A 14,872-nucleotide genomic window follows, 5' to 3' on the forward strand; every position below is an offset into this window, starting at 1 on the left:
TCAGAGAGAATTGCTGCTAATATAGCCTGCATATTAAATGGGTTAAAACATTTTGACCGTTTGACTACTAATGGCGCGAGGCTGTGCGTCGGTATATTTTTATTCTAACAAGTTACAACCAATGGAGAGGAATTTATGGCTGACACTACCGCCAAACTAACCGTAGATGGTAAAGAATACGAACTTCCAATTATTAAAGGTACTTTAGGGCGTCCAGTTATCGACGTTGCAGCTTTGCAAGAGTCAGGCTTTTGGTCTTATGACCCTGGTTTTAAAGTAACCGCACCTGTCGAATCAAAAATCACTTTCATTGATGGTGGTAAAGGTGAATTATTACATCGCGGCTACCCTATCGATCAATTAGCAAACAATGCTGAATATTTAGAAGTGGCCTATGCCCTCGTTCATGGCGAGTTACCTAACGCCGAGCAAAAAGCGGACTTCTTTGAAAAAATCCGTAAGCATGCAGGCGTTCATGATCAATTACGCAAATTCTTTGAAGGCTTCCGCCGTGACGCGCATCCAATGGCCATTATGGTTGGTGTCGTTGGTGCCTTATCAGCGTTCTATCATGAAAACCTAGATGTCAGCAATGAAGATCATCGCGAAATCACTGCTATCCGTCTGATTGCTAAAATGCCAACGCTTGCTGCGATGAGTTATAAATACTCACAAGGCGAACCGTTCATGTATCCACGCAATGACTTTAGCTATGCAGAAAACTTCTTATATATGATGTTTGCCACCCCTGCTGACGTTGACTATAAAGTAAACCCAGTCATCGCTAAAGCTATGGACAAAATCTTTACTTTACACGCTGACCATGAGCAAAATGCATCGACGTCTACCGTTCGTTTGGCAGGCTCTACTGGCGCCAATCCTTACGCTTGTATCGCGGCTGGTATCGCGGCTCTTTGGGGCCCATCGCATGGCGGTGCGAACGAAGCCGTTCTTGAGATGCTAGATGAAATCGGTAGCGTAGAAAACGTGCCTGAATTCATGGAAAAAGTGAAGAGCCGTGAAGTGAAGCTTATGGGCTTTGGTCATCGCGTCTACAAAAACTTTGACCCACGCGCACAAGTCATGAAAGAGACTTGTGATGAAGTATTAGCCGCGCTTGGTATCAACGATCCTAAGCTTGAGCTTGCTATGGCACTTGAGAAAATCGCTTTAGAAGACCCGTTCTTCATCGAGCGTAACTTGTATCCAAACGTTGATTTTTACTCTGGCATCATTCTAAAAGCCATTGGTATCCCAACGTCAATGTTTACGGTTATCTTCTCTCTAGCCCGTACCTCTGGTTGGATCAGCCATTGGTTAGAGATGCACAGTGCACCGTTCAAAATCGGTCGCCCGCGTCAGTTATATACTGGTGAGACAAAACGCGATTTTGTTAAAGTTGAAGATCGCAAATAGTAAGCCCTTATCAGCAACATAAAAAATCCCGCTCTCGTAGCGGGATTTTTTATGGTCTAAATTTAATAACGTGATGACAAATCACACTTTACTGAAACTCTTTTAACGTCTGCTCATATTTGGCAATTTGCTCATCGTAGTCTTTAATGGTTTCATTGAACTTAGTCATCAGTGTTTCAAACTCTTGCTGCTGATTGATTTTCATCTGCTGCATATCTAACACTTGCTGAGCTTCTATCTGCTCCCAGACTTGATGTTGAATTATCAAACGCGCCAGCGCTGGGCTTTTTGCACTGACTCTGCCAGCGATTTCTGCATGCTCGAACAGTTGCGGGGTCAAGGTTGCTATATTAATTAAGGTATTGATATCTTCAGCACTAAGTGGTGTCGTTACCGGTTGATATAGTGCTTCCATCGCTTGCTGATAGCTTTCTATTATCTGTGCTTCCGACAACATCACCGGCTTACGTGGCTCAAGACTGATACGCTTAAGCACGGTCAAATCGCGCTCACCAACCTCAGTACTGGTGTTAATGTCAGCATCCGTAACATCGCTCTCGGTAGCGGCTGGTACTGATGCTTGCTCAGACACATTATTGTCGCTTGCCTCTGTAGCTGGCAAGCCGCTATCATCGGGTGTATTACTAGCAGTCACTTGATTGCCAAGATTGCCATCATCATTAGCCGTAGTGTCAGGCGCTCCTTCAAGCAATAAAGCATCGCCACCTGACGCATCAGCAGCTTGTAATGACTCATACTCTGCTTGCAAGCGCTGCTGCAACCCTTGCGCTTGAGCGACGTACAAGGGCTGGAACTGCTCTATGCGGGCAGCAGCTGAATCACTTTGCGGCATAGGCTCGCTGTCTTCTACGCTTGTTTTTTCAGTGGTTTGGTCATAATCTATCACAGGCTCTTCTGCTGGCTTTTGCTGACAGCCCGTCAAGAATAGCAGCCCTGTCATTGTCGCCGCCAGCAACATTGACGATGAGCGCAGACAAAGGCGACCTTGGTTGATACTATCGTTGTGCGAATCGATATCAGACTCAGCTGACAAAAATTTAAACATCAGAGTACATATCCTTTGTTAAAAGCTAACGTTAGAAGCTAACCTATTAAAAGCTCAGATTGTCGCGACATTTCATGGCTTCAGTGCATTGTTTCAGTGTATGGCTTCAGTATAGTGCTAATGCGTTCGGTTTTTGCGCAGCCATACTGGTGTTTGTAGTATTTAGCCTGCTTTATCATCATCGCTATTTATAATATTGGGTATTCAGAAAAATAGCTATTTATCACAATATAGAGCTTAACCGCTGAATGAGCTATCTATTTTTTAGTATTGTCCACAGAGTGTCTGGTCAAAAATGGAATACAGGCTTCTAAATCGTGACAGTCTTTCCCAAGCTGCTGACGTACAAAATAATCCTGTACCATGCGCGCCTGTTGCTCGATACCATAGTTAAAAAAGGACTTGCCTGTTTCTAATACATAATCATAGCGGCGATTGATAAGCGCACCGCGTACCACCTTGAGGCCCTGTTGTAGCTGCCAAACATGGGTTAGCTCGTGTATCAGCCAACTTTGCTTACCAATAGAGGCATGGCTAAAATCTGCTATCCAATCTGCAGGATGAAAGTAAATGTTGCCATTGGGACTAACCGCATAGTTTTTTAGTACCCAAAGCGCCGTTTTAAGATGAACATCATCAAGTTTAATATTGCTACCGAACACTGAACGAGCCAGCACAATTTCACCAGCAGTCAGCTTGCGTGATTGTTTTTTGGAAAATTTTGTCCGTAAAAACTGTTTGAAAGTCTGCTGAGACATCATCAATGGATTGCCTTATGCTAGCGAATGGTGCTGAGCCCTTAATAGGGATACAGACATTAAAAACCAAGCATTAAAAACCAATTGTCTAGGACATAAGCTGTACACTTAGCCAGTTTTTCTTAACGCCAATCTGCGTTAGCCTAGCAGCTCAACCATAATAGTAATAAAGAGCTGTTTGTATAAAAATGAAGTACTGTCTGTATAAATTAGCTTATTTTTACTACCAATGTCTAGGGTGTGTCTTCAATTCAATCAATAGTCGTTTTGATGAAATAATCATTATCAGACCCTGTAACAGCCGACCCTATAATAGAGAGTCCTATGCCGCCTAACTTTCATGCCGATACCCCACTTGCTCAGCGTATGCGCCCCACGACTCTTGATGCTATCATTGGTCAAGAACATTTATTAGCAGAGGGTGCGCCATTGAGACGCTTGGTGGAGCAAGGACACCTGCCGTCCATTATCTTGCATGGCGAAGCTGGCATTGGTAAAACCACGATTGCGATGCTGTTGGCTGACGCGGTTGGCAGGCCTTTTCATGCGCTATCAGCCTTGAATACTGGCGTCAAACAACTGCGTGAAGTGCTAGATACCAAAGATTCTTTAAACTTTGAATCGCCAGTGGTTTTTATCGACGAGATTCATCGTTTTAACAAAGCCCAACAAGATGCGCTACTGGGCGCGGTAGAATCTGGTGATATTACTTTGATTGGCGCGACCACCGAGAACCCCTCTTTTAGTGTCAATAATGCGCTGCTATCTCGTTGCCAAGTTTATCGTCTAGAGCCACTAACGCCTGAACAAATCAGTGCGGTCTTACAACGAGCCATGCAAGAAGACAACATTCTGCAAAATTTGACTATCGACCTGCAAGCACAAAATACCATCAGTCAATTGGCACATGGTGATGCCAGAAAAGCGCTGAATGTATTAGAGCTGGCGATTCAAACGGCAGATAGCAAACAGTCGCCAGTTATCATTGATGACGAACTGGTTAGCCGAGTGGCGCAAACCGCCTTAGTACGATATGACAAGGATGGCGAGCAGCATTACGACATTATATCTGCCATGATCAAATCCGTCCGTGGCTCCGATCCTGATGCGGCTTTGTACTGGATGGCGCGGATGCTCGTTGGCGGTGAGCCCGCTGACTTTATTGCGCGGCGCTTAGTGATTTTGGCCAGTGAAGATATCGGCAATGCCAATCCGAATGCCTTACTCCTCGCCGATGCAGCATTACGTAGTGTACAGTCGATTGGTATGCCAGAAGCACGTATTATCTTAGGACAAGTGGTGGTTTATCTGGCGACCAGTGCCAAAAGCAATAGCACGTATAAAGCCATCAATGCTGCAATGGCGTTGGCAGAAAAGGATGCATCTCCTGTGCCGCTACATCTACGTAATGGCGTGACCAAGCTGATGCGTAATCAAGGCTATGGTCAAGATTACATCTACCCGCACGATTATCCCAACCACTATTATCCGCAGTCATATTTGCCAGACAATTTAATCGGGACAAGCTTTTATGAGTTTGCGGACAATCAGCGTGAACAACACAGCAAGCAGTTTATGGATTGGCTAAAAAGCCAAGCGGCGAGTAATGACCAATAAAGATTATCTGCCTGCATCATTGATATTACTTATCACTATTTTTAAGCTATTAATGGACAGATTGTCAAGATGATGCAGCATGCTGGGGTGAAAAGCGTTAAAATGACCTCATAACGATATACACCAGCCAATTGAGTAGGTCATTTTTATAGCATATTGCGCCAACTAAGGCAGGTTTTACCTTAGCACAGCAGCGCGTGGTGCTATCTACTGCTACAATAGCCGGATAAACATTTATATCCCACATCACACTGATTTATACATAATAAAATATTGAGACTTCCTATGAGTTTAGATACGATTCCTGAGATTATCGAAGACATTCGTGCCGGAAAAATGGTTATTTTGATGGATGATGAAGACCGCGAAAACGAAGGTGATATCATCATGGCAGCGACCCATGTGCGCCCTGAAGATATTAACTTTATGATTACCCATGCTCGTGGTTTGGTTTGTTTGACTTTATCACAAGCACGTTGCCAACAGTTGGCACTACCGCTGATGTCAGATCGCAATGAGGCAAAATTTAGCACCAACTTTACCGTGTCAATTGAAGCAGCTGAAGGTGTCACCACGGGTATCTCTGCGGCCGATCGCGCGCGCACTATTCAAGCAGCGGTCTCATCTGCAGCAAAACCTGAAGACATCGTACAACCTGGGCATATCTTCCCGATCATGGCACAAAACGGCGGCGTATTGCACCGTGCCGGACATACCGAAGCAGGGTGCGACTTAGCACGATTGGCAGGTCTTGAGCCCGCAGCAGTGATTGTAGAGATCATCAATGCTGATGGTACAATGGCACGCCGTGATGATCTCGAGATATTTGCAAAAGAGCACGGCATCAAAATGGGCACCATCGCTGATCTTATCAACTACCGCATTGCCAATGAGCAAACGGTAGAAGAGATTGAGTCGCGTCCCTTTGAGACTGAACACGGCACCTTTACCCTACATCGCTTCCGCGAATTTGGGGCGGATGAAACGCATTTAGCCTTGGTAAAAGGTGATGTGAGCGAAGGCGTTAGTACGGTACGTGTACACGGCTTCCACCCTTTGCGTGATTTATTTGCTGCTAAAAATGATACCACAGGCCGTAGTGGCTGGAGCGTACAGTCGGCGTTAGAAGAAATCAGTGCCTCAGATCGCGGCGTGTTGGTTTGGATTGGCAGTCATCAACCGATTGATTTGGGCGATGCCTTGGATAAAGCCGCTGATAATGAGTCGCTATCTACCATTACCCAACAGCCTTATCGTAGTATCGGGGTTGGCGCACAGATTTTGCGCCATTTAGGCGTGCGTGATATGCGCCTATTGTCCTCACCAATGAAGTTTTATGCCCTTTCAGGCTTTGATCTGAACGTGGTTGATTTTGTGCATGCGCCAAAGCAAGTTTAGGATTTGATTGGCTGGATGATTCAATATTAGTCATACATAAAAAGGCACGCTACTTTACCGTTAGCGTGCCTTTTTTATTTATTAGCTGTTAATTTTTAAAATTTAGGCGTGTGTCCGACTGCTGTTTCTAATGCGAGCAGTCGCTTGCGCTCCTCGGTTGTCCAAGGCAACTTAGTTTTGCCATCACTCTCTAAGCGCACCACGACTGCCTCAGCAGTAGCGACCAGCGCTTGCTGCGAAGCGCTATAATAACTATATTCTATAACAATACTGGTTGTGCCCAAGCGTTGACAGCGTACGCCCAATAATAAAGTGTCAGGATATACGACTGGTCGTAAATACTGACAGCTAGACTGAGCGAGGACTGTCACCATACTGCCATCAAACATCCCTAACGTCTGCAAATACGCAATACGCGCTGACTCAGCATAACGATAATAGACGACATTGTTTAAGTGGTTAAACGCATCCATCTCGCCCCAGTGAATCGGCTGATGATGAATAATAGGATAATGTGCCAATTCCTCAGGGCGGCTAGCGCTTGATACATCAACGGCACGATTGGCTGTCTTATTTTTCTTATCCATGTTTTAACCTTATCTTTCAATATTGATATAGACGACTATTTTAAACAAGATTTGCTCATTGACATTAACGTGGCGGTTTTTCTAGAATTTGCGTGGTCAATAGTGGCGTTGGTTTCGGTGCGTTGGCAATAAGTTGATCGAGCCAATTAATCACTTCTGCAATGTCGCTTGGCGCTTTCATTGTTTCTAAATTCTTGGCCAAATCGTTTGTATTTTTAGTAGCGCTCGTCATACTTTTTGCTGCTGATTGCGCAGGTTGTTTGCTAGCAGTCATAGAAGATGGTGGTACTAAGGTTTTTAATTGCTTACGAGCTTGCGTCAGATAGCTGATAAGCTGATCCTGTTCACGCATATTGCTGGCTTGACTCGCTAAATTCAATGTCATGATAACTTCATGAATGGTTAATTGGCGGCGGTTCAAGGTAAGATTATTATTGCCTACTGCTCTACTTTGCTGAGTATTTTTTTGAGTGCTCTCATTGCCATTATTATTGTTAGTGCCATTACTATTGCTGTTCGCTGCCCGCTCATGACTGTGCAAAAAATCTTGAATATTCTGAATCGCTAGATTTTGGATTTGCCATGGGCTTGGTTGTGCACTTTGGGCTTGCAGGCGTTCGATATCTTTGAGCAAGCTTTGCTTAATGACGACGCTCAACGCCGGGGCAATCTCATTGCTGCTTTGGGCTAATTGCCAGTGCAGACCCCGTAGTAAGTCTATCGCTGCGCTATCGTTATTGTCAGCCAGTAATCTATTGGCTGCCTGTATTTGGATACGCAGTAAATCCAGCTGGTTCTGAGCTTGGTTACTGGCTGCCACGCTCGGCTCTGGTAAGGTCTGCTGACTCATGGCGAATATGCGATCATCCATCTCATTTAGACGACTGATCACCTGCTCATTGCTTTGTAAGCGCTCATTGACGCTGTGTTGAAAACGTTGATGGCTAATATATAGGCCTAATAACGCCGCGATAAGTAGCAATATCACCAACCATTGCAGACGCAACAACAAGGTGTTTGCTTGGCGGCGCTGCTGGATAGCAGAAGGATCCCTAGATAATGATTCAGAATTCGTTGACATAAGACAGTACCGTTATTGGTAAGGTTAACCATGTTTAAAGCGAGCGAAAAAATGTATCAAGCACTAAGGCATGTCATCAATTAGCACAGTTATATGTTTATAAAGTTTTAGAGTTAATGGCTGCCAGAATAGTTTCTGGTGCCAAATCTTCCACACGCCAATAGCTCAGCTGCTGTTGTGCGACCATGTTTGCCAAACGTTCGCCCAATACGACATAAGCGAAGTCTGATAATTTAAGCGCCGCGTTATCGGTCTTGCTTTGATTTGCAATTGCTTCTAAATTCTTCTCGTCTAAAACCTTAACTACCGCGGCTTCAACAATACTGGCCCAATGCTCAAAAGCCGTGCCACTACTGATCACGACAATTGGCTTTACTCTATCTACAGTGGCATTAGCTTGCAAAGCATTTTGTGCATAAAAATCCTGCAACCATTGCTCATACTGGCTCTGCGCATCCTCTGGCATGATGCGCTCGTACCAAGCAATACTATCGATATGCACACCGCGCGCCTGTAAGGTATCGACTAGCAGACGACGTCCGCCAAGCCCGCGCCATATCAATAGCTTATCGCCTGCTTGTAGACTTTCTATCTCAGGCATCGCTAGCATACCTTCATTATTGGCAATGCTAGGCTGTCGTACTTGATAACTGGCCACGGGTAGCTGGGCATTATTGAGGACAGCAGCAGTCGCATCACCAACCGCAATCAAATGACTTGGCGTTTCTAACGCCATCAATGCGGACTCTACCAGCTCAGTAGTCTTATTTGGTTTTTGACGCTCAACCTCAAGTGCTTGCCACATGGCTAACCCAGAGGCCGCAGCGGTCGGACTAACAATAACCAATGCTTGATAATCACCTGCCAGCCACTGCCGCATCATTTGTCTGTCTTTATCGGTCGTGGCACGCGCTTGTAATGTCAACATCGGCATCTCAATGACCGACAGTCCTGCCGCTTGTAGACACTGGGTCAGTGGCGCTGCACGCTCTATCGGGCGCGTATTGATGACCACTTGTTGCGGCGCTGATAAATTCTCAGTGGACCGATTGGAATCAGTAGACTGCGATGTTGAGTAAGACATAAACCTACCATGATAATCACAATGACAATGACAAAATGCTGATGAAATTAAAGTTAGCGTAATCAAAGGGCGTATAAGCGATTACCACTATATGCCCAAGCCAGTCGCCGTACTTATTTACTGTTTAAGCACTAGCACTGAGGTATTATTCAGGATGATAAATCGCTGATAAGATAGCACCAGCACCATCAGCGAGCAACAGATCGGCGACATCGATACCGAGCTGATTGGCTTGCGCTTCTTGCTCATCTTGTGTGCCGCTTAATGTTAATCGTTTGTCCGCTTTTAGCAGCTCACTACCATCAGCCTGACCCACACGACCACGTAGCCACAATACATTGCCGTTATCATTGTTGCCATTATTACCATTGTCATCGTTGTTGGCGGCGGTTTCATCAGCCATTTGTAAAACAGCATAAGCCGCAATTGGCACTTGGCAACCACCTTCTAAATGACGGTTTAGCGCGCGCTCAGCGATAAGGCGAATACGGGCTTTGTCGTCATTAAGCGGCGCGAGTAGTTTTAGTACTTCAGCATCACCCTCACGGCATTCAATCGCTAAAGCGCCTTGTCCAACTGCTGGCAAGCAAGCATCGATATCAAGCTCACCGCGGATACGCTCATCCAGCTCAATGCGCTGTAGCCCACTGGTCGCTAGGATAATCGCATCATACTCGCCCGCATCCAGCTTACCCAAACGGGTACCAACGTTGCCGCGCAAGGTTTTGATTTGCAGATCGGGGCGGTAGGCTTTGATTTGACACTGACGACGCAAGCTTGACGTGCCGACTACCGCGCCTTGTGGCAACTCATCAATACTATTATAAGTATTGGAGACAAAGGCATCCGTGGGCGAGGCGCGTTTGCAATAAACACCGAGCGTCAAGCCTTCTGGTAACTGCATGGGTACGTCTTTTAGTGAATGCACGGCGATATCCGCTTGTTTAGCATACAATGCCTGCTCAAGCTCTTTGACAAACAAGCCTTTACCACCGATTTTAGCCAAGGGTGTATCCAAAATTTTGTCACCTTTAGTGACAATTTTTAGCAAATTAATGGTCAAGCTAGGATACATCTCTAACAGGCGATCACGAATATGCTCAGCTTGCCATAACGCCAATGGGCTCTGACGCGTGGCGATATTTAAGGTAGTCAAAGCAGGTTGCTGCGGATTGCTCATAAAGGGCCTCAATAAGTTCGGTACGATAATGCGCTGTCAATGCCAAATGGACGCCAAATGGATGCTAAACCCTCACGCAAATCCACCCTATCAAATAGGTGATAAAAACCATATGTCATGACTGCTGACGCAAAAAAATACCCCTATTTAAGCATAAATAAGGGTTTGATGATATGGGCTGATTATTTCGCTATCGCAACGGTCTGTTACATACTTTGGATTTTGTCACGTAACGCTGGTAGGTGACGGCGACTAACCGCTAGCGTCTCATCGATACCTTTAAAGCGTATCTGATACTGTCCGGCATCCAAGGTCTCTAAAAAGTCCAAAAAAATGAGATTGATGATAGCGTTGCGGTGTACCCGAAAGAGTCGGTCTTCAAACTCTTGCTCAAGCTCTTTTAAGGTTTCGTCAATCAATACAATACCGTCTTTATGGCGAACTTTGACGTACTTTTGATCCGCGGTAAAATAATAAATATCTTTGAGCTTAATCAACTCGACACCGCGATGGGTACGCGCCGCGATATGTTCACGCACAGGACGCGCCGTTGGATCTTCGAGCTTACGGATTTCATTTAACTGAGCCGCATTTAGATTTTTGGCCTTATTAAGGGCTTCTAACAATTCATCTTTGTTAGCCGGTTTTAATAAGTAACCAATCGCATTGGCTTTCAACGCCGCAATCGCGTAATGATCGTAAGCGGTGACAAAAATAATCGCTGGTGGATGCTCCAGCTTGGACAGCTCTTGCGCACAGCGTACACCGTCCATTTCAGGCATGCGAATGTCTAGTAAAATGATGTCTGGCTGTTGAGTTTTTACCGCAACAATGGCCTCTGCGCCTGTCTTTGCTTGCGCAACCACTTGATGACCCGACTCCTGCACAATCCTAACCAAACGCTCACGTGCCAATGGCTCATCATCACAAACTACAATCCGCATGGAAACTCCTCTCTTACGGCATACTTAGTAGATTTTTTAATAGTATCAATAACATAATAGCATTTATTCCTAAACTTTTATCGCCATCATCTAAAACCAACGACGATAGTAGTATAATAAATTCTGCAATAAATATGCCACGGTCAGTTACCGATAGGAATAAAACCAGAAAAGTATTATAAACTGACGTCTTGCAGAGGATAGTCAATAACAGTGACAATTTGTTTACTGGTCACCGTACTTTGAATGTCCGCACTTTCGCCAAAATAAGCCCGTAAGCGCTCAGCTTGAATATAAAAATTCATATGCTGGCGCAAATCGTAATTAATCATCAAGGTTTTTTGGGGCAGCTGCACATGGATTGTGATGGTCACGCGGTGTTGTTGCCACGCTACCTCGATATCCATATAAATAGTCTCTGTCGTCATCTCAACCACATTCAGCAGCATTTTTTCAATCACACTCTGTAGCGTCAACGCGGTGATGACCATATCATACATCACATCCTCATCGGGAAGCTGCCAACTCATGATCAGCTTATCTGCTAAGCGGATAGACTCAATGGCAAGATAATGCTCACAAAGGGCGATTTCTTCTTCAAAGCTAATCTCGCGTGCGCCTTCAAAACTGGCACGAAATAATGCTGACACGTGCTGTAATAAGTCGGCGGCTCGTGATGGGTTAGACTCGATAAGGGACACCAAAGTATTAATGGTATTAAAGAAAAAATGCGGGGCAAGGCGCGCTTTAATCACATCGTTTTGCGCTGTCAATTTATATTCAAACGATTGCTTGAGCGCATTCAACTCACGATAGCGATGTAAAAAGAACAGCAACGCCGCAATGGTAAAACCTGCTGTAATCAGCGTATAAAGTAAAACAGCTGAAATAAGAAAATCAAAACTTTGATTAAACCAGCCAAAGTTCATCATAATCAGCAAGACTAACGTGATAGTGACGGCTGTAGTGGTCGTTAAAATTAGTAAAACATAGATACTAACTGTCCTTATGGACAGGCGCTTAAAAACGGGGCGTAAATAATCAATTAAATAAAATGAAGATATAAGTGCAAACGAGTTTTGAAAAAACCTTGCTATAAACTTGATAATAAACTGGGTTCCACTCGGTACGCTATGACGATCAACAATCGCCACAAATAGCGACCAAAAAAAGATTGCCAGCAGCCATTGCCAAGGTCTCATGACATCCATGAGCTTGGGAATAAAAAACTCTAAGCGCGCAGCTAGTAAGGCAACCTCATCATTTGCTATACTTGAGCTCTTATTCTCTTGACTTGTCTTAGACCGATATGAACGCCAATTCTTCAAATCCTAGTAATCCCGATTCAAATAAAAATTCATCTGCCACTGATTTTAGCACAGATGCCCCTATAACAAACGCAGCGCCACAAAACAGCCAAGGCCAACAGATGTGGGGCGGACGCTTTAGTGAAGCGACTGATAGCTTCGTTGCCGCCTTCACCGCTTCGGTTGGTTTTGACCAACGTTTTGCCCGTCATGATATTCAAGGCTCGATTGCGCATGCCACCATGCTTAAAGAGTGCGATATCTTGAGCGCCGAGGACGTTGCGACTATTATTGACGGTCTACAACAAGTACTACGTGAGATTGAAGCCGGTGAGTTTAACTGGTCGATTGCGCTTGAAGACGTGCATATGAACGTTGAATCACGCCTGACAGATATCGTCGGTGCGGTAGGCAAAAAGCTACATACAGGTCGTAGCCGTAACGATCAGGTTGCCACCGATATCCGCCTGTGGCTACGTGAAGAGACCGACAATATCATCGCTCTATTGGTACGTTTACAAAGCGGCTTGCTAGATTTGGCTGAGCAGCATACTGATACTATCATGCCAGGCTTTACCCATTTGCAAACCGCGCAGCCCGTCAGCTTTGGTCATCACGTAATGGCTTGGTTTGAGATGTTATACCGCGATACCGAACGCCTCGTTGACGCGCGTCGCCGTATCAATCAAATGCCGCTCGGTAGCGCCGCCCTTGCGGGTACGACCTTCCCCATCGACCGTACGATTACGGCCAAACTGCTAGGTTTTGAAGGTATTTGTCAAAACTCACTCGATGCGGTTTCGGACCGAGATTTTGCCATTGAGTTCACCTCAGCAGCTTCTATTCTAATGATGCACATGTCACGCATGAGCGAAGAGATTATTCTTTGGATGTCCGCGCAATTTAACTTTGTGCAAATTCCAGATCGCTTTTGTACCGGCTCCTCTATCATGCCGCAAAAGAAAAACCCTGATGTACCTGAGTTGGTTCGCGGTAAAGCCGCCCGTGTCTTCGGGCAGTTAATGACGCTATTAAGTCTAATGAAAAGTCAGCCGCTTGCCTATAACAAAGACAACCAAGAAGACAAAGAGCCGCTCTTTGATTGCGTCGATACCTTAACGGGTTCGCTATTAGCGTTCGCTGATATGCTACCAAATATCACGCCAAATAAAGAAAACATGCGCGCTGCTACGATGAAAGGCTATGCGACAGCGACTGATTTGGCTGATTATTTGGTGCGTAACGGTGTCGCTTTCCGTGATGCTCACGAAGTGGTTGGTCATGCCGTCGCTTTAGGGATCAAAGAAGGGGTCGATTTGAGCGATTTATCTTTGGCACAGCTACAGCAATTTAGCGATGCCATCGGTGACGATGTCTTTGAGTATCTAACGCTAGAAGGCTCATTGGCCGCTCGCGATCATTTAGGTGGTACCGCACCCAATCAGGTCAAGCAAGCCGTCGTTAATGGTCGCGCGCGTTTAAAAGTGTTTGCATAAAACATTTGATAAAAATATAAGCCTACTAGTAAACACACCCGCTCTCTAGGCGGGTTTTTTATTAGGTTGAAAAAAATGAATGGGGTGTAATGGACAAAATTCATGCTAAAAAGTAGAAGGTAGTCGCTAATGGACATAATTCATGCTATTTAAGTGACTTTAACCCTAAAAAGTCTTTAATAAACCGCAACTTACGCTGCTCATTTAGACCATGATGACTGTGTAATTGTCGCTTTAACTCACTGAATAATCCTTCAAGAGAATTGGTGGTATTTGGTATGTCTAAATGCTTATATTCTTGATAAATGAATAACCAATCACTATTGGTTCTGAGGCTACGATAAGCACTTCTAAGGCGCTTATGCGTGTACCACGTTCTACTGTTATCGTCATTGGTACTACGTTCATTGAGATAGGCTTCATGAGTCACATACCAGTGATCTAAGCGCTGTATGAACGCCTCTTTATCAAGCAGTTTTATTTCTAAAGTAAGTCGTCTAAGCTCGATACTGGCACTGTTCTTAGGTCGACGAGTGAGGTAGCGGGTCACTATTTGCACCTGATGAAACTGGCACATCTGGCAAGGGGTGCGGGTGAATAACGTACGCAGTCCTCGTCTACCATCACAGGTGATGCTTTGTATATCAACGCCTAACGATGCTAGATGATCAATTCCTTGTTTGTAGGCACTGTTGGTTTCATGACTGACTATCGCGTAGTAAAGAACGGCTTTAGTGGTATTGTCCATAAAAACCATTAAACCGAACTTACGACCGAAGTAAGTGGTGTCCATGATGATGCTAGCAGTATTCGGTCGCTTAACTTGATAGTCAATACTGACTGTGTCTAAGCGTCTTTGAATGGTTTTAAGACTACAGCTATACTTGTCAGCCAGTTGTTTGTAGGTCTGTTTGCCCTGAGTGTATTCCGTCCAAAGG

13 protein-coding genes are annotated in these 14,872 nt (G+C 44.9%); 4 read left to right on the forward strand and 9 right to left on the reverse strand.

Annotated elements, in window-relative coordinates:
* The first annotated feature begins 135 nt into the window (after positions 1-135).
* Entirely contained in the window at positions 136-1,416 is a 1,281-nt protein-coding gene (gene gltA, locus AAEY79_RS04135) for a citrate synthase (protein ID WP_201566251.1), read from the forward strand.
* Between the two features lie 88 nt (positions 1,417-1,504).
* Here the strand turns inward: gltA and AAEY79_RS04140 are convergent, their stop codons facing one another.
* Positions 1,505-2,482: a hypothetical protein gene (locus tag AAEY79_RS04140; protein WP_173240264.1), complete on the reverse strand. Its 978-nt coding sequence runs from the start codon at positions 2,480-2,482 to the stop codon at positions 1,505-1,507.
* A gap of 257 nt (positions 2,483-2,739) precedes the next feature.
* Entirely contained in the window at positions 2,740-3,240 is a 501-nt protein-coding gene (locus tag AAEY79_RS04145) for a type IV secretion protein Rhs (RefSeq protein ID WP_201566286.1), read from the reverse strand.
* Between the two features lie 324 nt (positions 3,241-3,564).
* On the opposite strand from AAEY79_RS04145, the gene AAEY79_RS04150 reads away from it, so the two are divergent.
* Both AAEY79_RS04150 and ribBA read left to right on the forward strand, forming a co-directional pair.
* Positions 3,565-4,857 (forward strand): replication-associated recombination protein A, encoded by a 1,293-nt coding sequence (locus AAEY79_RS04150; RefSeq protein WP_025652547.1) that lies wholly within the window; start codon positions 3,565-3,567, stop codon positions 4,855-4,857.
* Positions 4,858-5,142: 285 nt separating this feature from the next.
* Complete coding sequence (gene ribBA, locus AAEY79_RS04155) at positions 5,143-6,255, forward strand: bifunctional 3,4-dihydroxy-2-butanone-4-phosphate synthase/GTP cyclohydrolase II (RefSeq protein WP_025652548.1); 1,113 nt, start codon at positions 5,143-5,145, stop codon at positions 6,253-6,255.
* Positions 6,256-6,350: 95 nt separating this feature from the next.
* On the opposite strand, the gene AAEY79_RS04160 is transcribed toward ribBA, so the two are convergent.
* From AAEY79_RS04160 to AAEY79_RS04185, 6 genes are all read right to left on the reverse strand, one after another.
* The gene (locus tag AAEY79_RS04160; RefSeq protein ID WP_201566250.1) at positions 6,351-6,842 is read right to left on the reverse strand and encodes a thioesterase family protein; all 492 of its coding nucleotides are present in this window, start codon (positions 6,840-6,842) and stop codon (positions 6,351-6,353) included.
* A 64-nt stretch (positions 6,843-6,906) separates the two neighbouring features.
* Positions 6,907-7,923 (reverse strand): hypothetical protein, encoded by a 1,017-nt coding sequence (locus AAEY79_RS04165; protein WP_350588043.1) that lies wholly within the window; start codon positions 7,921-7,923, stop codon positions 6,907-6,909.
* Between the two features lie 97 nt (positions 7,924-8,020).
* Entirely contained in the window at positions 8,021-9,007 is a 987-nt protein-coding gene (locus AAEY79_RS04170; protein ID WP_101211191.1) for a uroporphyrinogen-III synthase, read from the reverse strand.
* A 145-nt stretch (positions 9,008-9,152) separates the two neighbouring features.
* The gene (gene hemC / locus AAEY79_RS04175; protein WP_101211190.1) at positions 9,153-10,187 is read right to left on the reverse strand and encodes a hydroxymethylbilane synthase; all 1,035 of its coding nucleotides are present in this window, start codon (positions 10,185-10,187) and stop codon (positions 9,153-9,155) included.
* Between the two features lie 206 nt (positions 10,188-10,393).
* Positions 10,394-11,131, reverse strand: a complete 738-nt coding sequence (locus AAEY79_RS04180) for a LytTR family DNA-binding domain-containing protein (protein ID WP_352287386.1) — start codon at positions 11,129-11,131, stop codon at positions 10,394-10,396.
* A 176-nt stretch (positions 11,132-11,307) separates the two neighbouring features.
* Positions 11,308-12,063 carry a histidine kinase gene (locus tag AAEY79_RS04185; RefSeq protein ID WP_352287389.1) on the reverse strand — a complete coding sequence of 252 codons (756 nt, stop codon included), beginning with the start codon at positions 12,061-12,063 and terminating at the stop codon, positions 11,308-11,310.
* A gap of 497 nt (positions 12,064-12,560) precedes the next feature.
* Between AAEY79_RS04185 and argH the strand changes: the two genes are divergently transcribed.
* Positions 12,561-13,934, forward strand: a complete 1,374-nt coding sequence (gene argH / locus AAEY79_RS04190; protein WP_101211188.1) for an argininosuccinate lyase — start codon at positions 12,561-12,563, stop codon at positions 13,932-13,934.
* A 145-nt stretch (positions 13,935-14,079) separates the two neighbouring features.
* Here argH and AAEY79_RS04195 read toward each other — a convergent pair whose 3' ends face one another.
* Positions 14,080-14,727, reverse strand: coding sequence for a transposase (locus AAEY79_RS04195; RefSeq protein WP_201582567.1), 648 nt, complete (start codon positions 14,725-14,727; stop codon positions 14,080-14,082).
* Positions 14,728-14,872: the final 145 nt, after the last annotated feature.

It is taken from the genome of Psychrobacter sp. GW64-MNA-CIBAN-0177 (genome assembly GCF_040309585.1).
Lineage (GTDB): Bacteria > Pseudomonadota > Gammaproteobacteria > Pseudomonadales > Moraxellaceae > Psychrobacter > Psychrobacter okhotskensis.